The sequence below is a fragment of the Flavobacterium sp. genome (genome assembly GCF_044357305.1).
Classification (GTDB): domain Bacteria; phylum Bacteroidota; class Bacteroidia; order Flavobacteriales; family Flavobacteriaceae; genus Flavobacterium.
Genome location: NZ_JBIKPS010000001.1, coordinates 114,059 through 136,395, shown reverse-complemented (window position 1 = coordinate 136,395; position 22,337 = coordinate 114,059). Strand labels below are relative to the sequence as shown.

At 36.3% G+C, this 22,337-nt stretch carries 20 protein-coding genes; 15 read left to right on the top strand and 5 right to left on the bottom strand.

Annotated features, from left to right (window positions below):
- Positions 1–44 precede the first annotated feature (44 nt).
- Both ACIQ2J_RS00605 and ACIQ2J_RS00600 read left to right on the top strand, forming a co-directional pair.
- Positions 45–590: a 3-hydroxyanthranilate 3,4-dioxygenase gene (locus ACIQ2J_RS00605; RefSeq protein ID WP_396165442.1), complete on the top strand. Its 546-nt coding sequence runs from the start codon at positions 45–47 to the stop codon at positions 588–590.
- A gap of 952 nt (positions 591–1,542) precedes the next feature.
- The gene (locus tag ACIQ2J_RS00600; protein WP_396165439.1) at positions 1,543–3,096 is read left to right on the top strand and encodes an aldehyde dehydrogenase family protein; all 1,554 of its coding nucleotides are present in this window, start codon (positions 1,543–1,545) and stop codon (positions 3,094–3,096) included.
- A 238-nt stretch (positions 3,097–3,334) separates the two neighbouring features.
- Here the strand turns inward: ACIQ2J_RS00600 and ACIQ2J_RS00595 are convergent, their stop codons facing one another.
- The 5 genes from ACIQ2J_RS00595 to ACIQ2J_RS00575 form a co-directional block, all read right to left on the bottom strand.
- Positions 3,335–3,910, bottom strand: coding sequence for a PhnA domain-containing protein (locus ACIQ2J_RS00595; RefSeq protein ID WP_396165437.1), 576 nt, complete (start codon positions 3,908–3,910; stop codon positions 3,335–3,337).
- A gap of 17 nt (positions 3,911–3,927) precedes the next feature.
- Positions 3,928–4,419 (bottom strand): DUF6646 family protein, encoded by a 492-nt coding sequence (locus ACIQ2J_RS00590; protein WP_396165434.1) that lies wholly within the window; start codon positions 4,417–4,419, stop codon positions 3,928–3,930.
- A gap of 157 nt (positions 4,420–4,576) precedes the next feature.
- On the bottom strand, positions 4,577–5,314 hold the full coding sequence (locus ACIQ2J_RS00585; protein WP_396165432.1) for a metallophosphoesterase: 738 nt from the start codon (positions 5,312–5,314) through the stop codon (positions 4,577–4,579).
- A 47-nt stretch (positions 5,315–5,361) separates the two neighbouring features.
- Positions 5,362–6,507 (bottom strand): ATP-binding protein, encoded by a 1,146-nt coding sequence (locus tag ACIQ2J_RS00580; protein WP_396165429.1) that lies wholly within the window; start codon positions 6,505–6,507, stop codon positions 5,362–5,364.
- 72 nt (positions 6,508–6,579) lie between these two features.
- Complete coding sequence (locus ACIQ2J_RS00575) at positions 6,580–7,473, bottom strand: aldo/keto reductase family oxidoreductase (RefSeq protein ID WP_396165427.1); 894 nt, start codon at positions 7,471–7,473, stop codon at positions 6,580–6,582.
- A gap of 250 nt (positions 7,474–7,723) precedes the next feature.
- On the opposite strand from ACIQ2J_RS00575, the gene ACIQ2J_RS00570 reads away from it, so the two are divergent.
- The 13 genes from ACIQ2J_RS00570 (at position 7,724) to uvrC (ending at position 22,326) form a co-directional block, all read left to right on the top strand.
- Positions 7,724–8,728, top strand: coding sequence for an AAA family ATPase (locus ACIQ2J_RS00570; protein ID WP_396165426.1), 1,005 nt, complete (start codon positions 7,724–7,726; stop codon positions 8,726–8,728).
- A gap of 72 nt (positions 8,729–8,800) precedes the next feature.
- Positions 8,801–9,667, top strand: coding sequence for a DUF58 domain-containing protein (locus ACIQ2J_RS00565; protein ID WP_396165424.1), 867 nt, complete (start codon positions 8,801–8,803; stop codon positions 9,665–9,667).
- A gap of 163 nt (positions 9,668–9,830) precedes the next feature.
- Positions 9,831–11,459: a BatD family protein gene (locus tag ACIQ2J_RS00560; RefSeq protein WP_396165422.1), complete on the top strand. Its 1,629-nt coding sequence runs from the start codon at positions 9,831–9,833 to the stop codon at positions 11,457–11,459.
- The gene (locus ACIQ2J_RS00555; protein WP_396165419.1) at positions 11,459–12,463 is read left to right on the top strand and encodes a VWA domain-containing protein; all 1,005 of its coding nucleotides are present in this window, start codon (positions 11,459–11,461) and stop codon (positions 12,461–12,463) included. Before ACIQ2J_RS00560 ends, ACIQ2J_RS00555 begins: the two co-directional genes overlap by 1 nt.
- 89 nt (positions 12,464–12,552) lie before the next feature.
- Positions 12,553–13,599, top strand: a complete 1,047-nt coding sequence (locus tag ACIQ2J_RS00550) for a VWA domain-containing protein (RefSeq protein ID WP_396165417.1) — start codon at positions 12,553–12,555, stop codon at positions 13,597–13,599.
- A 42-nt stretch (positions 13,600–13,641) separates the two neighbouring features.
- The gene (locus ACIQ2J_RS00545; protein ID WP_396165415.1) at positions 13,642–14,412 is read left to right on the top strand and encodes a tetratricopeptide repeat protein; all 771 of its coding nucleotides are present in this window, start codon (positions 13,642–13,644) and stop codon (positions 14,410–14,412) included.
- 33 nt (positions 14,413–14,445) lie between these two features.
- Complete coding sequence (locus ACIQ2J_RS00540) at positions 14,446–16,209, top strand: BatD family protein (protein WP_396165413.1); 1,764 nt, start codon at positions 14,446–14,448, stop codon at positions 16,207–16,209.
- A 47-nt stretch (positions 16,210–16,256) separates the two neighbouring features.
- The gene (locus ACIQ2J_RS00535; RefSeq protein ID WP_396165410.1) at positions 16,257–16,997 is read left to right on the top strand and encodes a tetratricopeptide repeat protein; all 741 of its coding nucleotides are present in this window, start codon (positions 16,257–16,259) and stop codon (positions 16,995–16,997) included.
- A 115-nt stretch (positions 16,998–17,112) separates the two neighbouring features.
- Complete coding sequence (nadD, locus tag ACIQ2J_RS00530; RefSeq protein ID WP_396165408.1) at positions 17,113–17,694, top strand: nicotinate (nicotinamide) nucleotide adenylyltransferase; 582 nt, start codon at positions 17,113–17,115, stop codon at positions 17,692–17,694.
- A gap of 67 nt (positions 17,695–17,761) precedes the next feature.
- Complete coding sequence (locus ACIQ2J_RS00525) at positions 17,762–18,928, top strand: iron-containing alcohol dehydrogenase (protein ID WP_396165406.1); 1,167 nt, start codon at positions 17,762–17,764, stop codon at positions 18,926–18,928.
- 265 nt (positions 18,929–19,193) lie between these two features.
- The gene (locus ACIQ2J_RS00520) at positions 19,194–20,189 is read left to right on the top strand and encodes an NAD(P)H-dependent glycerol-3-phosphate dehydrogenase (protein ID WP_396165404.1); all 996 of its coding nucleotides are present in this window, start codon (positions 19,194–19,196) and stop codon (positions 20,187–20,189) included.
- A gap of 1 nt (position 20,190) precedes the next feature.
- Complete coding sequence (locus tag ACIQ2J_RS00515; RefSeq protein ID WP_396165402.1) at positions 20,191–20,412, top strand: hypothetical protein; 222 nt, start codon at positions 20,191–20,193, stop codon at positions 20,410–20,412.
- A gap of 114 nt (positions 20,413–20,526) precedes the next feature.
- The gene (uvrC, locus tag ACIQ2J_RS00510; protein WP_396165400.1) at positions 20,527–22,326 is read left to right on the top strand and encodes an excinuclease ABC subunit UvrC; all 1,800 of its coding nucleotides are present in this window, start codon (positions 20,527–20,529) and stop codon (positions 22,324–22,326) included.
- The last annotated feature ends 11 nt before the right edge of the window (positions 22,327–22,337 follow it).

The following is a 22,337-nucleotide window of genomic DNA, read 5'->3' as shown; positions in this document are numbered from 1 at the left end:
CTAACCTTTTTTATTTTTAGTAAATTCGTAAAAAAATAATAAGCATGGCAATTCCAAAACCGTTCAACCTACCCCAATGGATAGAACAAAACCGTCATCTGTTGCTTCCCCCAGTTGGAAACAAAAATCTTTATGTGGATTCAGGCGATTACATCGTTATGGTCGTTGCAGGTCCTAATGCCCGAAAAGACTACCATTACAATGAAACGGAAGAATTATTCTACCAACTCGAAGGTGACATTACCGTTTATATACAAGAAGACGGACAAAAAAAAGCCATACACTTATCTGCGGGTGATATGTTTCTCTTACCTGCCAAAGTCCCCCATTCACCAAGTAGAACCGAAAACTCCATTGGCCTAGTCATAGAAAGAAAGCGAGCCGGAAAAGGATTCACCGATGGCTTATTGTGGTTTTGCGAAAACTGCAACCACAAACTCCACGAAGCCTACTTTGAATTGCACGATATAGAAACAGATTTCCTTCCTCATTTCAAAGAATACTATAATTCCCTTGAAAAACGAACCTGCAAAAGTTGCGGCACCATCATGGAAACCAACCCAAAATTTGTAGATAAAGATAGTTTTTAGAAGCCAATCCAGCTGTACATTCCAAGTCCTCACAAAAAAAGCAGTATTTCTATTGTTGTAAAAAGAGCTTCCGTTGGTCGCTTTTTTAAAACAAGAAATCCTTGCTTTTTTTGTTCCGGGCTTTCCATTTCCATCTGGGCTAAAACAACCATTCGAAATAAAACAACCATAAATCTTAATAGTTTTCCAATTCCTGCAAGGTTTCCAAAACCTTGTAGGTATATAATTTTAAAGTATTCTAACACCTACAAGGTCCAAAAAAGACCTTGCAGGAGAAGAATAGAAATGAAAACCCCAATCTTACCTTGCCTAGACACAATTTGTGAAATTTCACCACTAACCCAATTAGTGCAAATTAGTGCCATTCGTGTCAACTTTTTTTTCAAAACATCTCCATTATTATCTATGAAAAGAGAAATGTCTTTGTAATTCCTGCAAGGTTTCCAAAACCTTGTAGGTATATAATTTCAAAGTATTCTAACACCTACAAGGTCCAAAAAAGACCTTGCAGGAGAAGAATAGAAATGAAAACCCCAATCTTAGCTTGCCTAGACACAATTTGTGAAATTTCACCACCAACCCAATTAGTGCAAATTAGTGCCATTCGTGTCAACTTTTTTTATCAAAACATCCCCATTATTATCTATGAAAAGAGAAATGCCTTTGTAATTCCTGCAAGGTTTCCAAAACCTTGTAGGTATATAATTTCAAAGTATTCTAACACCTACAAGGTCCAAAAAAGACCTTGCAGGAGAAGAATAGAAATGAAAACCCCAATCTTACCTTGCCTAGACACAATTTGTGAAATTTCACCACCAACCCAATTCGTGCAAATTCGTGCAATTAGTGTCTAAACGTTTACTTAATCAAGATACCACCTAAATTATCAATTATTCAAAATAATCTACTATTTTTGCTTAAAATCTAAAGAACAAAACTAAAAAAATATACAATGGCAACAATTGCACAACAATTCGGAATGGTGGAAGCACTAGCAACTTTAGGCGTAAAAGCCATTAACGAAGGAACTTCAACCGGAAACAATCATTTTTCTAATGGCCCTATTATTGAAAGTTACTCTCCAGTAGACGGTCAATTAATAGGAAAAGTAAAAACTACTACACCCGAAGATTACGAAAAAGTAATGCAAACCGCTACCGAAGCATTTAAAACCTTCAAACTAATGCCAGCGCCACAACGTGGAGAAATTGTGCGTCAGTTTGGAGATAAATTACGTAAAAACAAAGAAGCCCTAGGAAAACTTGTTTCTTACGAAATGGGTAAATCCCTTCAAGAAGGCTATGGTGAAGTACAAGAAATGATCGACATCTGCGATTTCGCAGTAGGTCTTTCGCGTCAATTGCACGGTTTAACCATGCACTCGGAGCGCCCAGGACACCGTATGTACGAACAATACCATTCGTTAGGAGTAGTCGGAATTATTTCGGCATTTAACTTCCCAGTAGCCGTTTGGGCTTGGAACACTGCATTGGCTTGGATTTGTGGAGATGTTTGCGTTTGGAAACCATCCGAAAAAACACCTCTTTGCGGAATTGCCTGTCAAAATATTATTGCCGAAGTATTAAAAGAAAACAACCTTCCAGAAGGAATTTCTTGCCTAATCAATGGCGATTATAAAGTAGGAGAATTAATGACTAACGATAAGCGTGTTCCTTTAGTTTCTGCTACAGGTTCTACCCGAATGGGTAAAATTGTAGCCCAAGCATGTGCGGCTCGTTTAGGAAACTCCCTGTTAGAATTAGGTGGAAACAACGCTATTATTGTAACCCCAGATGCCGACATTAAAATGACGGTTATCGGAGCAGTATTTGGAGCAGTAGGAACTGCAGGACAACGTTGTACTTCAACCCGAAGATTAATCATTCACGAAAGTATATACGATAAAGTAAGAGACGCTATTGTTGGCGCTTACGGACAGTTACGAATTGGAAACCCGTTAGATCAAAACAACCACGTTGGACCACTTATTGATACCCATGCCGTTGCAATGTACAATCAAGCATTAGAAAAAGTAGTTGCTGAAGGTGGAAAAATCCTTGTAGAAGGTGGCGTTCTTTCGGGAGCAGGATACGAAAGTGGTTGTTATGTAAAACCAGCCATTGCCGAAGCAAAAAATGACTTCGAAATCGTACAACACGAAACTTTTGCACCGGTATTATATTTCATAAAATATTCTGGTGATGTGCACGATGCTATTGCCATTCAAAACGGTGTTGCACAAGGCTTATCTTCTGCAATTATGACCAACAATTTGCGGGAAGCAGAAGCCTTTTTATCAGTTGCAGGATCTGATTGTGGAATTGCAAACGTAAACATCGGAACTTCTGGTGCTGAAATTGGTGGTGCTTTTGGTGGCGAAAAAGAAACTGGTGGTGGCCGTGAGTCCGGTTCAGATGCTTGGAAAGCCTATATGAGAAGACAAACCAACACGATTAATTATACTACAAGTTTACCTTTAGCACAAGGAATAAAATTTGATTTGTAGATTTTAGAGAAAATAGAGTATAGAAAATAGAGTATAGAAAAAGCGTCCTGAATCTCAGGACGCTTTTTATTTGTGTAATCACAACCTATTTCCATTTGTGAAAATTCGTGCAATTCGTGTCTAAAACTTATAAGAACATAGTGTATAGAAAAAGCGTCCTGAATCTCAGGACGCTTTTTATTTGTGTAATCACAACCTATTTCCATTTGTGAAAATTCGTGCAATTCGTGTCTAAACCTTACTTCGTTTTCTTAACGTATTGCGTTAAAATAAAAATATGTTGTCCTTCCACGCGTCCTTCAATAAGAGTAGCATCGTCCCAAACTAATTTAATATTATGAACGGCAGCACCACGTTTAGCAGTGAAAGTAGCGCCTTTAACATCTAAATCTTTAATTAATACCACAGAATCCCCGTCTAAAAGAGTGTTTCCGTTAGAATCTTTGTGAACAATTTTTCCTTCATCATCATCTGCTTCACCAGTGGCTTTTGCCCATTCCAAAGCATCTTCATCCAGATACATCATTTCTAACATATCCATATTTTTCAATCGAGCATGCATTCTCCAAGAAACAATTTGCACCGGAAGATTCTCATTCCACATGCTGTCACTCAAACCACGCCAGTCATTGGCAAAAGTAGTTTCTGGATTTTCAATTTGATCTTTTAACGACTTTGTAATCAAAATACAGTTTTCTGGAGTTGCTTCGGTTTTTGGAGCCACTATATAAAGTACCAAATTTTCATCGCTTCCGCTGATTTCACATTTAGAACCACTTCTGTCTTTCAATCTTTTTTCTGTAACCACACTCATTTTGTTTTTTTATTTAATTATAAATTAAAGGAAGCACCAATAGTAAAAACAAATTGATTGTTTAAATAATCGTATCCACTTGGATTTGTATTATATTTTGCGATAGGAAATCCAGCTTCAGAATAAACGCCAAAACCATCGGTAAAGAAATAGCGCGCACCAAGATGTGCACCAAAATTACGCAATCCTAAATCCAAACCAGGGTAAATATCTGCCTTATCACTAATTTTAAAGACATTACCTAAATTGGCATTAAAACGTGCTTTTATATCCACTCTGTCGCCAAATTTAGGCGTTCCATAAATATCGGTGGTATTTAATAAATAGGATGCCAAAAATCCATAAGACATGTTTTCACCTATTCCAAAATCGGTAGAAACCGAAATACCAGAACCCCATTTTTGAAGATTGGCTCCAACCTGAAATTTTACATCTCCTTTACCCTTATAAGCTTGAGCATTGGCAAAAGAGGAAATTAAGATAAACGATAGAATAATAATTTTTTTCATTTTTTTTTAATTTTAATAATACAAATATAGAAATTCAATTCAATATCAATCTCAATATTAAAAATCAATCTCAATATTAAAAACAAAACCTCAATACCCAAAACCCAGAACCCAAGACCTAGAACCCAAGACCTAGAACCTAAGACCTAGAACCCCATTAATTTCTCCCTTTTTCCGTTGGATATAACTGAGGAAGCGGTTCGCTTTGCCAAAATTCTTTAGTTTCAATATCCATAATGGTCAATGGGCCTTTAAATGCAGCACCAGTATCTATATTCCAGATACATGCTTTTTTTATTGGTGTTACTTGTTCTATTCTGGTTACAGGAGTATGCCCAATATAAATTTCATCGTATAAAGTAAATCGTTTTGGATAAAAGAAACTGTCTTTATCTAAATCTTCGTTTAATGCCAAAGCAGTTTCCCACAAGGTTCGATCCCAATAAAACAATTTCGGAAAATATTCATACGTAACACCATTCATATTGGTAAAACCAGCATGAATAAACAAGCGGTTTTGCTCGTCGTGATAATAATTTTGCAAGGATTTTAAAAAAATAATATGTTCTTTTTTCTTGGCTTCCGAAACAGTTGCATATGCAGTTACTGTTGCTTCCCCACCATGTTTAAACCACATGGTTTCGTTAATATTTTCGGTATTTCCAGTTAACCAATCCAACAACAATTCATCGTGATTACCCCGAAGGAAGATGCAATTTTGTTTCGTTCCTATATCCATTAAAAAATCTAGCACTTGTGGCGATTGACTCCAACCATCTACATAATCTCCTAGAAAGATTAAAGTATCCTTGCTAGTTACAATTGCGCGCTCCATAATTTGGTGTATTGCCCGCAAACCGCCATGAATGTCGCCTATTACTAATGTTCTGTTCATTTTTATTTTAAAATCTGTTGCAAAAGTAACTCAAATAGCATCAATTATTATTTTCCACCATACTTCATTTTCCTTAAAACGCGCATCACTTCTTTGAAATTGACATAAACTGTTCTATTTTCATGCTGTTTTAATAAAGATTTGGCATCAATTAATTTTTGTTTGGCATCTTCAAATCCGTTGAGGTAGCAGAGCATTAAGGTGGACGCAACATTTACCAAATCTAGTTCTTCCCGATCTGTAAGTTCAAATCCTTTTTGTAATTTATTTAGCAAACTCAAAGTAGAATTATAAATATGAAACAATACTTTTCGGTTGTATTGCGGAGGCTCAAAGAGCATTTCGGTCTCAATTTTATAATAACCATTATCATAAAAAGAAATCTTTTGTTGCTCTAATGGGTAATAACTTGTTTTGTCGTTCAACCCTAGTGGCACGTATTCAATAATGGTAAATGTATTTTCATCATAAAATATTTCTACTTCATCTTGTGCCGAATAAAACAGTTTTACTTGCTCGTTGATGAGTTCGATATCTACTCTGGAAAAGAAGGTTTTATCGCGTACTTTTTTAGGAATTCCCGACCAACAAATCACAAATAATTCTTTGAAAACTTTATATTTTGACGGCATGTCTTTGTGCCGATTATTTACAAAATCAATAACACCGTCCAACGTATGAGCAATGCTATTCCGAGAGTTATTTTCAATGCTAATTACCGTTTCAATATTTTGTTTGGAATACGGAATTTTATCTTCTGTGGGAGTAGAATTGCTGCCCCGACGAACAAAAACCGTATGGGCAAGAATGGTATGAATGTTTTTCTTGAAAGAAGAAGTTTTCGATTTGGGTTTGATAGTTACCAAGCCAACCACTTTATCCTTTGGCAAATTAGGAAAAGGCACATTTTCGTATTGAATCTTAGGTGGATTTTCTAAATAGGCATTCACTAAATTCTGAATGCGACTGTCGTCAAAAAAATCATCGCCCGTAATTTCGTTATCCTGATCTTCCACCCCAACCACAATATAAGAATTGTTAGAAGGATTGGAATTGGATAAGGCACAAATGTGTTTCAAAAACTTGGCTTTACCTTCTTTAGAATGCAAATTCAACTGCCGTTTCTTATCATAAAAACTGCTCTCATCATTGTGAGCAAGTAAGTTTTTAATAAGAAGGCGTTTGTTGAGCATAATTTTAGTGTTCAGTTTTCAGTGCCCGGTTTTCAGTAACTGCCTACTGAACACCGAACACTGCCTACTTATTTAAGGAACTCTATTCCCCATACTTTCCGACCAAATTGCAAACCAATCCAAATTGTCAAGCGGTAATTCTACTGCTTTCATCAACGATTGAATTCGAGCAATATTTACCGTTCCTGCAACCGGATGCACGTGAGAAGGATGTTTTAAAATCCACGCTAAAAGAATAGTATCCGAGCCTACGCCATATTTTTCTACCAATTGTACCAAAAGTTTTTTCAATCTTCGGGTTTGGTCAATATCTTCTCTAAAAACAGTTCCTAGCGGATTCCATGACATTGGTGTAATGTTGTGTAGTTGCATATAATCTAAACTGCCGTCCAACATCGCCTCGTGGTGCGTTGCTGAAAACTGAATTTGATTGTAACTAATTTCGGTTTTACTTCGAATTAATTCGCTTTGCGATGCGGTAAAATTGGATAATCCAAACGACTTAATTTTCCCTTCTTGTTTAAGTTTTTCTACTGCTTCGGCAATTTCATCGGCAACCATCAAAGGACTTGGGCGGTGCAAAAGCAAAACATCCAAATAATCGGTTTGAAGATTTTTAAGTGAATTTTCCACCGACCAAATGATATATTCTTTCGAATAATCATAATGTTTGATAGTGTTCGCTCTTCCATTGGTATGTTGGATGCCACATTTGGAAATTAATTGCAATCGATCTCTTGCGATTTTGCTTTCGCCAAATGCTTTTCCAAATTGCGCTTCGGTAGTATAATCGCCATAAATATCGGCATGGTCAAAAGTGGTGATTTTATTTTCGATACAAATGTTTATCAAATGCACCATTTCGGTAGTACTTAATTTTTTATCCCAAACGCCCCAATTCATTGTTCCGGCAATTATAGGAGAGAGTTTTTGGTTGGTGCTTGTAGGATTTGTCATTTTGTCCATTGCTATTTTATTTCTTGGTGATTAAAAAAGTAAGTTCTTTTATTTTTTTAAAACCCTCAACTTGTAAGAAGATTCTTTCTGGGGTTTCTATTAAAAAGTTTAAAATTACTAAAAGAAAATCATAAATCATCCTTAAAACTAACATTTCAAAGTAAGTTTTAACGCATTATTAACATTGTCTTACTATAAAAATTTTCAATTTTGAAATGTTAAAATTTAGGACCTTTAAAATACTATAAAAATAGAATTTATGGAAGAAAATGTTGCTGCTTTAGACATTAGAGCAATCAATGAAAAAATTGAAAGAGAAAGTGCTTTTATCGACTTACTTACCATGGAAATGAACAAAGTAATTGTGGGTCAAAAACACATGGTAGAACGATTGTTAATTGGGCTTTTAGGTCAAGGACATATACTGCTGGAAGGAGTTCCCGGACTAGCAAAGACCTTAGCCATAAACACCTTGTCGCAGGCCATCCACGGAAGTTTTAGTAGAATCCAATTTACTCCCGATTTATTGCCTGCCGATGTTATTGGTACGATGATTTACAATATTAAAGCCAATGAATTCTCTATAAAAAAAGGACCAATTTTTGCAAATTTCGTCCTTGCCGATGAGATCAATCGTGCGCCAGCCAAAGTACAATCGGCTTTGTTGGAAGCCATGCAAGAAAAACAAGTCACTATTGGCGACACTACTTTTAAATTAGATCGACCATTTTTAGTATTGGCAACTCAAAATCCAATTGAGCAAGAAGGGACTTATCCTTTACCAGAAGCCCAAGTGGATCGTTTCATGCTAAAAACCGTTATCGACTATCCTAAAATGGAAGAAGAACGAATGGTGGTTCGTCAAAACCTGAAAGGTGCCTACGAAAAAGTAAACCAAGTAGTTTCAGTAGATCAAATCTTACGCGCGCAAGAAGCCGTACGTGAAGTTTATATGGATGAAAAAATTGAAAAATATATTTTAGATATTATTTTCGCAACGCGTTATCCAGAAAAATACAAATTGGAAAGTCTTAAACCTTTAATAAGTTTTGGATCTTCTCCACGTGGAAGCATCAACTTAGCAACTGCTGCTAAATGTTATGCCTTTATTAAACGTCGTGGGTATGTAATTCCAGAAGATGTTCGTGCTGTCGTGCACGATGTTTTACGTCATAGAATCGGAATCACTTATGAAGCTGAAGCCGAAAACATCACTTCGGTTGATATTATCAACAAAATCGTAAACGAAATAGAGGTTCCTTAAATTTAGTTGGCAGTGTTCCGTGTTCAGTAATCAGACTGAGCACCGAATACTGAACACTGAGCACTCATAAAAATGGAGACGAAAGACCTACTTAGTAAAGTTCGTAAAATAGAAATCAAAACCCGACGATTGAGCGATCACATCTTCTCGGGGGAATACCACACATCTTTTAAAGGACGCGGTATGACCTTTTCGGAAGTGCGCCAATACCAGTTTGGAGATGATATTCGTGCTATCGATTGGAATGTTACGGCACGCTATAACGAAGCCCACGTAAAAGTTTTTGAAGAAGAACGCGAACTTACCATGATGTTAATGGTAGATATTTCGGGATCGGAAAGTTTCGGAACTAAAAACCAACTCAAAAGCGAAATAGTTACTGAAATTGCTGCAACAATGGCATTTTCGGCAACCCAAAACAACGATAAAATAGGTTTGATTTTGTTTTCCGATGGCATCGAATTGTATATTCCGCCCAAAAAAGGAAAATCCCACGTGTTGCGAATCATCCGCGAATTGATTGAATTCCAACCAAAAAGCAAGAAAACCGATTTAACGCAAGCCCTTAAATTTTTATCGGCAACGCAAAAGAAAAAAGCAATTGTATTTCTGATTTCCGATTTTATGGTGGAAGAAGATTATGAGAAAACATTGAAAATTGCAGGTAAAAAACACGACATCACCGGAATTCGAGTGTACGATATTCGTGAAGAAAAAATGCCAAACATAGGGATGGTAGAAATGGAAGATGCCGAAACGGGTGAAATTCTAGTGGTAGATACGAGTTCCAAAAGTGTTCGAATGAACTATGAAAAAAACTACCACGAAAAAGTAACGTATTTCAAAGAGATATTTTCTAAATGTGGTTCAGGAACTGTAAATACTCGTGTGGACGAAAGTTATGTAACCAAATTATTGGGATATTTTAAATCAAGATAATAGTTAACCGCAAAGCACGCTAAGAAGGCGCTACGTTAGCAAAGCATTAGAATCAAATTTAAACTAGCGTTTCAAGCGCTTAAGAAAAAGACAAGTAAAATTAAAATAAACCTTGCGGCCATTGCGGAAACCTTTGCGTTCCTTGCGGTTAAGAAAAACAAAAATGAAATTCAAATTATACATAGTATTCTTTCTGATAACAACGTCGCTTTTTGCCCAAAAAGTCACGACTTCTATTGATACGACTCGAAATAAAATTGGAGCCGAGTTCAAGATAACCTTGAAAGCATCGGTTACAAATAAAGACAAAGTGGTTTTTCCGAAAGCAAAAAACTTTGGGGCTCTAGAAGTAATAAATTCCTATACAATCGACACGGTAAAAACCAACAATCGATGGGAGTTGATTAAGAAATACGGGGTAACCCAATTCGATTCTGGTAAATTCACTATTCCTAGAATTGCCATACTAATCAATGGGAAACCAACTTTTTCGGATAGTTTAAAAGTGGAGGTTTTCAATGTAAAAGTGGATACTTTAAAGCAAAAAATGTACGATATAAAAGACGTTGCACAAGTAGAAACGTCTAGCAATTGGTGGAAATATCTATTAGGAATTTTACTTTTAGTAGGAATTGCAGCCTTGGCGTATTGGTTAATTAAAAAATACCAAAACCGCCCACAAGAAGAAGAACCAATTTACACATCGCCAATTGAAAAAGCGACTTCGCTGTTGCAACTATTAGAAACGAAAGAACTTTGGCAAAAAGGAGAAGTGAAATCCTATTATTCAGAACTTACCAATATCGCTCGAAATTATATCGAAGAAGAAATTGAAATTCCCGCAATGGAAAGCACAACTTCCGAACTTATTGCAGGTTTGCGAAGAGTAGCAAATCAAAAAAAACTGAAACTTTCCAAGGAAACTCTTGAGAATCTAGAAAAGGTTTTGATGCAAGCCGATTTAGTAAAATTTGCAAAAGTAAAACCATTAGATTTTGAAATTGAAGAAGACAAAAAACGTATTTCTAGTTCTATAGTTACTATTCATAAAGCCATTCCAACGGTGGTGGAACAAAACGATGAATTGGAAGCATGGAACGAACAACAGCGCGAATTGGCTAGAATTCAAAAGTTAAAAAAACAAAAACAAGTTCGAATTATTACCACGATTGGAATTGTTATCACCGTAGTATTGCTGTCGTTGTTGGCTTTAATTTATTTTAAAGGATGGGATTATGTAAAAAACAATTTTATTGGTCATCCTACAAAAGAATTGGCGGAAGGCGAATGGGTGTTTAGCGAATACGGAAATCCAGGAGTGAAAATTGAAACGCCTAAAGTTTTGAAACGAATGGATGCTACAAAAATCCTTCCTAAAGATGCTTATGCCGTTTTGAAAGAAATGCAAATGTTTGGCTACGGAAGTATGATGGAATCCTTTAATATAGTAGTTTCCACAGTAAAATATAAAACGGAAACGGAAGTAAATTTTGACACCGTTTTAGAAGGAAACACCAAATCTTGGGAAGCAATGGGTGGTCAAAATATCATCTTCAAACAAGAAGATTTCAATACGGTAAAAGGCATTACCGGAGTTAAAGCATACGGCACGATGGTGATGTTGGATAAAATCCAAAATAAAAGTCAAAAATTGTATTACGAAATTTTGTTGTTCAAACAAGATGGCGGGTTGCAGGAAATAGTGATTTCATATAAAGAAGGCGACGAGTATGGGAAAAAGATTCTGGAGCGAATTATCAATTCGGTGGAACTTAAAAACGACAGGGAATAATGGATAAAGTAACTTTTTTAAATCCAGAATTTTTTTGGTTGTTTTTGGTCCTTCCATTTGCAATAGCATGGCTTTTCTTCAAACGCAAGCAACAATCGGCAACCTTAAAAATAAGTTCGGTTAGCGGTTTTAAAACCTCCAAATCGACTTTGGCAAAATTAAAACCTTATTTAAATGTTTTAAGAATTGTGGCTTTAAGCTCCTTGATAATTGCCTTAGCACGTCCAAGAACGGTGGATATTAGCAACCAAACTAAAACCACCAAAGGAATTGATATTGTGATGGCAATTGACCTTTCCAGCAGTATGTTGGCCAAAGATTTACGACCAAACCGCATGGAAGCCTTGAAGGAAGTGGCTTCTAATTTTGTGGATGCTAGACCAAATGATAGGATAGGTGTTGTAGTTTATGCTGCCGAAGCCTATACCAAAACTCCTGTGACCAGCGATAAAGCCATTGTTAAAGAGGCTATTCGAGATATTAAATACGACAATGTGCTGCAAGACGGAACCGGAATTGGTATGGGATTGACCACTGCCGTAAACCGATTAAAAGATAGTAAAGCCAAAAGCAAGATTATCATTTTGCTTACGGATGGTGTAAATAATTCGGGATTTATTGAACCAGAAACTGCCTCGGAAATTGCAAAAGAATACGGCATTAAAGTATACACTATCGGAATAGGAACTAACGGGATGGCCCAGTTTCCGTATGCGTATGCACCTAACGGAAGGGATTTTTTATACAAAATGATGCCCGTTGAAATTGACGAAAAATTAATGAAAACCATCGCTAGAAATACTGGCGGGAAATATTTTAGAGCCAATAGCAACAGCAAGTTAGAAAGTATTTACAACGAAATAAACAAATTAGAAACCACCGAAATAGAGGAGCTTAAATTCTACGATTACGATGAAAAATTTAGACTATTTGTATGGATTGCAGGGATTTTATTGTTATTGGAAGTTGTATTGCGAAACACCATTTTTAGAAGTTTTATATAAAGGGGGAAATACCAAAAATAAAATTCCAAATTCCAAAATGATGGAATAAAAATATTGGAATTTGGAATTTAAAATATTGGAATTTAATTATGTACGAGTTAGAAGAAAAAGGATATTTGTATCTGTTATTTGTTGTGCCACTATTGGCGCTACTGTTTCTGTATGTACAATATTGGAAACGTAAAAAACAGGCAGCATTTGGCGATTTGGATTTGATTAAAAAATTAAGTCCGGAGAAATCGTTGTTCAAGCCAACCTTAAAATTTGCATTGGTTGTATTGGGATTGACCTTTTTAATTTTGGCATTGGTTAACCCAAAAATGGGAACCAAAATGGAAAAAGTAAAACGTCAGGGAATTGATATTGTTTTTGCCATTGACGTTTCTAAAAGTATGTTGGCCGAAGACGTTGCGCCCAACCGTTTAGAAAAAAGTAAACAGATCGTTTCGCAATTAATCAACCAATTGGGAAGCGACAGAATAGGAATTATTGCCTATTCGGGGAGTGCTTTTCCGGTATTGCCAATGACTTCCGATTATGCTGTGGCTAAGATGTTTTTGCAAACGATGAATCCCGGAATGATATCTTCCCAAGGGACTTCTATTGATCAAGCAATTGATTTGGCAGCCAATAATTTCTTTGATAAAAAAGACAAAACCAATAAGTTGTTAGTGATTATATCCGATGGGGAAGACCATTCGGATAATGCGCAAAACGCTGCGGAAGACGCGCAAAAATTAGGATTAAAAATAATTACCGTTGGTGTTGGAACCGAAAATGGCGGTCCGATTCCATTAAAAAGAAATGGCGTTGTAGAAAGTTTTCAAAAAGACCAAGACAACCAAGTGGTGATTACCAAAAGAAATGCTTCCGTTTTGGCGGCTATTGCCAAAAGCACTAAAGGGGGTGGTTATGTAGATGGAAATTCTACCAAAACCGTTTTAGATTACGTAAAAAAAGTATTGGATAACACCCAAAAAACCGAATTTGAAGGAACGATGATGGCCGATTATAAATCGCAATTCCAATGGTTTTTAGGGTTTGGATTTTTCTGCTTGTTTTTGGACATTTTCTTAACCGAAAGAAAAACCAAATGGGTTCGAAAAATGAATTTGTTTAATGAAGAAAAAAAATAATTCGTAGAGACGCGATTCATCGCGTCTAGAATAAAATATAAAATGAAAAAATTTATAACCTATTGTTTAATTCTAATTTCTTTTGTGGTGAAAGCCCAAGAGAAGGATAAATTTTTGCCACAAGGCAATGAAAAATTTGCCGACAAAAACTACGTGGATGCGGAAGCGGACTACCGTTTGTCGCAAGCCAAGTTCAAAAAGAAATCTATTGCTTCCTATAATTTAGGAACCACCATTTACAAACAAAACCAACCCGCCGAGGCAAAATACCAATTTGAAAAAGCAATAAAAGACGCTAAAACCAAACCTGAGAAACACCAGGCGTACCACAATATTGGCAATTCTTTGATGAAAGAAAAGGATTACACTAATGCAATAGAAGCCTATAAAAATGCCTTGCGAAACGATCCATCCGATGAGGAAACGCGTTACAATTATGCTTTAGCAAAAAAAATGCTGAAGGATAATCCGCCACCAAAAGACAAAAACAAGGATAAAGACAAGGACAAAAATAAAGATAAGAACAAAGACAAGGATAAAAAGGACGATAAGAAAGATCCGAACAAAGATAAAAAAGACGACAAAAAAGATAAAGGCGATAACAAAGACAAGGATAACAAAGACGGCAACGACAAAAAAGATAAGCAAGACAAAGGCGATGGCGATAAACCACAACCAAAGCCAAGCGGAGCATCTAAACAACGAATTGACAATCTTTTGGATGCGGTGAACAATGAAGAGAAAAAAGTGCAACAAAAGGTAAACGCCCAAAAAGTGCAAGCCAATCCTAAAAAACCAGAGAAAGACTGGTAATTAATTACGAATAAAAAATTACGAAGTACAAAAATGAAACGATATTTAATCTTATTATTAATAGCCGCCAACTCTCTGTTTGCTCAAGTAAAATTTGAAGCCAACGTGAGTAAAAACACCTTGGGATTAAATGAACGAGTGCGCATCGAATTTTCTATGAACGAAGATGGCGATAATTTTGTGCCACCTAATTTTGAAGCCTCTGGTTTTAGAGTGGTCGGCGGGCCAAGTCAATCCATCAGCCAATCTTGGATTAATGGTAGAAGTTCCTTTCAAAAATCGTACACCTATATTTTATTGCCTTTGCAGAAAGGAAATTTGGTTATCCGTCAAGCGGTAATTGAAATTAACGGGCAAATTTACAAAACATTGCCTATTAAAATCAACGTAACCAATGCAGTCCAACAACCGAATGATCCTAATGAGCCAGCAGCGGTAAAGGCGGATGATAATCTGTATTTGGTTGCCGATATTTCTAAAACCAATCCCTATGTAAACGAACCCATTACGGTGGTGTACAAATTGTATTTTAGTTTCAACATCGGAATTACCAATTGGCGCGAATTGAACAAACCTAAATACAACGATTTTTGGAGTCAGAACATCGACATTAAACAATTAGTTGCCGAAGAAGGAATGTTTAAAGGTCAACGATATCGCTATGTTGTATTGCGAAAAACCGTTCTGTATCCTCAAAAATCAGGTAAACTAGAGATTGAACCACTTTCTTTAGATATTGATTGCCAAGTTCCAAAAGGAAGACCTAACTTTTTTGGGCAAGTGCAGTTAGTAGAAGACAGCAAACGTGTTTCTGCAGGAAGTAATGTGATTACCGTAAAGGCCTTGCCAGAAGCAGGAAAACCAGAAGATTTTTCGGGCGCAGTAGGGAAATTTAATTTTAAAGTTACGCCTTCTAGAACCGGATTAAAATTTGGAGAATCTCTTGATTTGGATGTTTCCGTTACAGGAACTGGGAATCTAAAATTATTTAGTTTGCCAAAACCTGTGGTGCCTTCCACATTAGAAATGTACGATCCACAACACAGTGAAAATGTTACGACTCCACTTTCTGGAATGACTGGAAGCATAGCCGATAAATACACTATTATTCCGCAAGCGAAAGGCAATTTTCCAATAAAATCGATGCGTTTCACCTATTTTGATTTAGGTACTAGAAGTTATAAAACCATTTCCTCTCCCGAAATCGTGTTGAATGTTTTAGACGGTCCAGGAATTGCTAATTCTGCTGCAACTACACCATCTGGATCTTCCAAAGTGGCAGTTACCGCCAACAAAGCATTTGCTTATATTAAACAAAAAACCACCTTAAAGCCAATACAATCGGAGGATTTCTTAGGTTCGGGATTGTTTTATACTTTACTAATTTTGCCATTTTTAGGAATTCCGGCTTTAATTCTTTTTAGAAAAAGAAAAGAAGCAGAAGATGCCGATGTGGTTGGAAACAAGAAAAGAAAAACCAATGCGTTGGCCAAGAAATATTTATCGGAAGCCCAAAAACAAATCCAACACAAAGAGCCATTTTATATTGCACTTGAAAAAGCAATGCACAATTTCTTAAAAGCCAAATTAAGCATTGAAACTTCGGAAATGAGTAAGGATAAAATATCTGAAATTTTGCTTACGCGAAATGCCGATGCCGCTACTGTAAAAGAATTTATCACCCTTACCGAAAGTTGCGAATTGGCTCGATATGCGCCTTCTACAAGCGTTGCCATTCAGCAAGATTACGATAAGGCCGTCGAAATTATATCCAGTTTGGAAAAGCAAATTTCTTAGACAAAAGATAAAACTTAATGCATCTTAATTCCTTAATGGTTTAAAAAATGAAAAAATATATTATTATCTTAATTTTAATCTTCCAATTTTCATCCGCTCAAACGGCTTTTGAAAAAGGAAATCAATTATATCAAAAAGAAAACTATACCGAAGCCATCAACAATTACGAAAGTGTTCTTGCTTCCGGAAAACATTCTGCCGACCTGTATTTCAACCTCGGAAACTGCTATTATAAATTGCATAAAGTGGCCCCTGCGGTTTATAATTACGAAAAGGCAGTACAATTAAATCCGAACGACGATGAAATAAGAACCAATCTCGATTTTGCGCGAAAAATGACTATTGACGACATAAAAGTGGTTCCTAAAGTTGGCTTTAGCAAATGGATAGAAGACTTTACTTCCAGTTATTATTACGATACTTGGGCCTGGATAGCCGTGGTTTTGGCATTCGTATTTTTAACCTTTTTTGCAGGATATTACTTATCGGGAACGGCCTTTAAAAAACGAATTTTCTTCTCTGGAATGTTTTTTATTTTTCTTGGAATTGTAATAAGCGTTGCATCTGGAATTTACGAAAAAAACAGAATTTCCTCTGAAAAACCAGCAATCATTTTTGCAGAAACCGCTTCGGTTAAAGGAGAGCCCAAAGCAACTAGCCCAGAAACTATTTTACTTCACGAAGGAACGAAAGTATATGTTTTAGAAAGCATCGCCAATTGGAAAAAAATCCAACTAACCGATGAAACCACAGGTTGGATAAGTGAGGATGCTTTAAAGGAGTTGTAATATTGTTCAATGGTCAGAGATCACTAATCAGTTTTTAATTTCACAATACCATCGATTATTTTCACACCAATCACTATTTATGTATTACTTTTACTAGTCAATAAATACTCAATCCATGAAAATCGGACTCTATTTTGGAACCTTTAACCCCATTCATGTGGGCCACCTGATTATTGCTAATCATCTGGCGGAATATTCTGATTTGGAACAAATTTGGATGGTGGTTACTCCACACAATCCGCACAAGCAAAAAAACACCTTGTTAGACGATTACCATCGCTTGCATTTGGTGCGATTAGCAACTGAAGAGTATCCTAAAATTAAACCTTCGGATATTGAATTCAAATTGCCACAGCCCAATTATACTGTAAATACGTTAGCGCATTTAAAAGATAATTATCCGCAGCACGAATTTTCCTTAATTATGGGTGAAGACAACTTGAAATCGTTACATAAATGGAAAAATCACGATTACATACTTGAAAATCACGATATTTATATTTACCCAAGAATTTCAGAAGAAGGTGAAAATTTAGATTTGAAAAATCATCCTCGAATTCATAAAGTTGATGCACCTATTGTAGAAATATCTTCTACTTTTATTCGGGAAAACATCAAAAACAAGAAAAATATTCGTCCGCTATTGTCTGAAAAAGTTTGGGAATATGTAGATCACAATAATTTTTATAAGAAGTAAACTTAACATTCCTTTACCACTCGTTCCAATAAACCTTTTGTAATTTTGTATTCTAAAATAAATTACAATGAACAACTTCGAATTATACAATCCAGTCAATTATATTTTTGGCAAAGGACAAACAGAAAAACTAACTACTTTAGTACCCAAAGATGCCAAAATTTTAGTGGCATATGGTGGCGGAAGTATCTTTAAAAATAGTGTTTACGACCAAGTTAAAACGGCTTTAGCAGGATTTGATTTTATAGAATTTGGAGGTATTGAGCCAAATCCAAGATTTGAAACCTTGATGAAAGCCATACAAATTATTCGCGAACAAAAAATTACTTTCATTATAGCCGTTGGTGGTGGAAGCGTTATTGATGGCGTGAAATTTATTTCGGCTGCCGTTAACTTTGAAGGAGAAGAAGTCGATATTCTTAAAAAACGAATTCTATTCACCGATTTATCCAAAGTTATTCCGTTTGGAACAGTACTAACCTTGCCAGCAACTGGATCCGAAATGAACTCGGGTGCGGTAGTAACTATTGGAGCAACTCAAGAAAAACTTACCCTTGGCGGAAGTGCCTTGTTTCCTAAATTCTCTATTGTAGATCCAACCGTAATTGTTTCTTTACCAAAAAGACAATTGCAAAACGGCGTGGTTGATGCCTTTACCCATGTAATGGAACAATACATGACTTACAAGCACGATGCCTTGTTGCAAGACCGATTGGCAGAAAGCATTTTGCAAACCCTAATTGAAGTTGGACCAAGTGTGGTTGAAAATCCTTCCGATTATAAATTGGCTTCCAATTTTGTTTGGAGTGCTACCATGGCGTTAAACGGATTGATTCAAAAAGGAGTTCCGAGTGATTGGGCAACCCACATGATTGGTCACGAATTGACGGCTTTGTACGAAATTGACCATGCGAGAACCCTGGCAATTATAGGGCCAAATTTATATAGAGTGCTTTTTGAAACTAAAAAAGAAAAACTAGCACAATACGGACAACGTGTTTGGAACCTTACAGGAGATTCTACAGACGCTATTGCGAACCAAGCCATTGAAAAAACAGTCGAATTTTTCCATACTATGGGAATGAAAACCAAGTTATCTGAAAACACAGAAAACTATAAAGAAACTGCCGATTTTATTGTAAATCGATTCCAAGAAAGAGGCTGGTTGGCAATGGGCGAAAAACAAAATATCACTTTAGAAAAGGTTAGAGAAATTGTAGAGATGAGTTATTAGTTTTTAGTGATTAGAATCAAAAAATCAAAAGGCGTTCCGGAAATTATTTCTGGAACGCCTTTTTTAAAACAAATGTATTAAACCCTTTTTAGAAAGACAATCTAACAATCTTTCTGTAATAATAACGGACAATGCTTTTTGTTATTGTGTTGATTGTCATAAATTTAAGTTAAAATGATTTTGTCCTAATATTACATTAAGAACCCACTCGCTTTTGGGAATGCCATAAAAAAAGAGTATTTTTGATTTTTCAAACAATATAGAAATGAATACTATTCCAAAGTTTGCCGTAATAGGTGGAGGAAGTTGGGCTACTGCAATTGCCAAAATGCTGTGTGTGAACCTTGACGAAATTGCCTGGTACATGCGAAACCAATCGGCTATTGACCATATAAAAACACAAAAACACAATCCTAATTATTTGAGTTCGGTAGAATTTGATACTAACAAACTTAGGCTTACTGCCGATATTAATGAAGCAGTGGCGTATGCCGATTACCTCATTTTCGCGATTCCATCCGCCTTCCTGAGTGCTGAATTAGAAAAACTAACCGTTAGTTTACAAGACAAAGTGATTTTCTCCGCCATTAAAGGAATTGTACCTGAAACATTCCTAATTGTTGGCGAACATTTTAATAAAAAATTTGATATTCCTTTTGAAAATATCGGAGTAATTACGGGTCCTTGCCATGCCGAAGAAGTGGCTTTGGAACGACTTTCGTATCTAACCATTGCTTGTGGAGATTCAGCAAAAGCGAAAGTAGTAGCTAAAGTTCTTGCCGGAAATTACATTAAAACTAAAATATCCGATGACATTATCGGCACCGAATATGCTGCGATGTTGAAAAACATTTATGCTATTGCAGCCGGAATTGCTCACGGATTGGGTTATGGAGACAACTTCCAGTCGGTGATTATGAGTAATGCCATCCGGGAGATGAAAAAGTTCATCCGAAAAGTGCATAAAATGAAGCGTAACATTAATAATTCGGCTTATTTAGGCGATTTATTGGTTACGGGTTATTCTGTTTTTTCTAGAAATAGAATGTTTGGAAATATGATTGGGAAAGGCTATACAGTAAAATCAGCCATGATGGAAATGAGCATGGTTGCCGAAGGATATTATGCCGTGAAAAGTGCTTATAAATTAAACCAAGAGTACAAAGCACAAACCCCAATTATAGATGCTGTTTATGCCATTTTATACGAAGGAAAAGATGCTAAAGCTGTATTTAAAAAACTAACGGACAAACTGGATTAAGATGAGTGAAAGATGGAAATACCAGATAAAATCGGGTGGCCTTTGGGGTGTTTTTATGACGGCTTTCAATGTGCTTTTTGAAATAAAAGAAAAGCCTTTTATGCAACAAATTGCTACTTCTAATTTTTACATAAGAGCCATTGGATTTATCCTGATGGGGATTTTTGTTTTGGGTTATTTTAATTGGAAACAAAAAGTGAAACGGGATACTACTAATTTTTAAACTTTTCAGTCCATAGGAAACTCATTTATTACAGAAAGTTTATTGGGATTCCTAGGGACATAGATAGCGCTATCGGGTGTACCCAGAACCCAGAACCTAAAACCCAGAACCTTAATGAACAACCCTTCTCTCGAACTTCAAATACAAACCTTACCCGATAATCCCGGGGTGTACCAGTATTATGATAAAGAGGGAAAAATTTTATATGTAGGAAAAGCCAAAAATCTAAAGAAACGAGTCTCTTCTTATTTCAATAAAGTCCATGACAACGCCAAAACCAATGTGCTGGTTCGCAAAATAGTCGAGATAAAACACATTGTAGTTTCCTCTGAGCAGGATGCCTTGTTGTTGGAAAACAATCTGATAAAAAAACTACAACCACGTTATAATGTCTTGTTGCGTGATGATAAAACCTATCCTTGGATTTGCATCAAAAAAGAACCTTTTTCAAGAATTTTCCCAACCAGAAGAATGGTAAAAGACGGGTCGGAATACTTCGGGCCTTACACCAGTTTCAAGACGGTGAATACCATTTTAGAATTGATTAAAGAGTTGTATCCACTGCGAACTTGCAACTACGATTTAACCGAAAATAACATCCGAAACCATAAATATAAAGTCTGTTTAGAATTTCATATTGGCAACTGCAAAGGCGGTTGCGAAGGCTACGAACTATTAGAAAATTACCAAAAACAAGTCGATGCCATTCGCGAAATTTTGAAAGGAAATTTCAAAGAAAGTTTAAAGGAATTTAAAATTAAAATGCAAGAATTGGCAGCCGATATGCACTTTGAAGAAGCCCAAAAAATTAAAGAAAAGATAGAGGTTTTAGAGCAGTACCAATCGCGATCTACCATCATCAATCCGAAGATTTCCAATATTGATGTATTTTCCATTATTTCCGATGAAGCCGTGGCATATGTAAATTTCCTACAAATTGCCCATGGTGCCATCATTCGATCCTATACTTTAGAATTAAAGAAAAAACTAGAAGAAACCAACGAAGAACTTCTAGAATTGGCAGTGGTGGAACTTCGGGAGCGTTTTCATTTGCTTTCGCGCGAAATAATTCTGCCTTTTGCCTTAGATTTTGGCGATAAAATAAAAGTTACCGTTCCGCAATTGGGCGATAAAAAACAGATTTTAGAGCTCTCCGAACGCAACGCCAAATACTACCGAATGGATCAATTAAAACAAATCCAAATTGTAGATCCCGAGCGGCACACCAACCGAATTATGGCACAAATGCAAAAAGATTTACGTCTTTCAGTCGAGCCGCGTCATATAGAGTGTTTTGATAATTCCAACATCCAAGGAACCAATCCTGTGGCGGCTTGTGTGGTTTTTAAAGACGGAAAACCGTCCAAAAAAGACTACCGCCATTTCAATATAAAAACCGTAGAAGGCCCCAACGATTTTGCCTCCATGGAAGAAGTAGTGTACCGACGTTACAAACGCCTTTTAGACGAAAACCAACCCTTGCCACAACTCATTATCATCGATGGTGGAAAAGGGCAATTGTCCTCGGCACTAAAAAGCATCGACGATTTAGGACTTCGCGGAAAAATCGCCATCATCGGAATTGCAAAACGCCTCGAAGAACTTTTTTATCCGGGCGATTCGGCACCTTTATACCTCGATAAAAAATCGGAAACCCTTAAAGTCATTCAGTTTTTACGTAACGAAGCCCACCGTTTTGGAATTACTTTTCACCGCGATAAGCGAAGCAAAGCAGCACTAAATTCGTCCATAGAAACCATCCCAGGAATTGGCGAAAAAACCATGTTAACGTTAATAACCCACTTCAAAAGTGTTAAAAGATTAAAATTAGCCACCGAAAAAGAAATTTCTGACGTAATTGGTGCATCAAAAGCCAAAAAAATTTCCGACTTTTACCATAAAATAGATAATTAATTTCCGTAGCG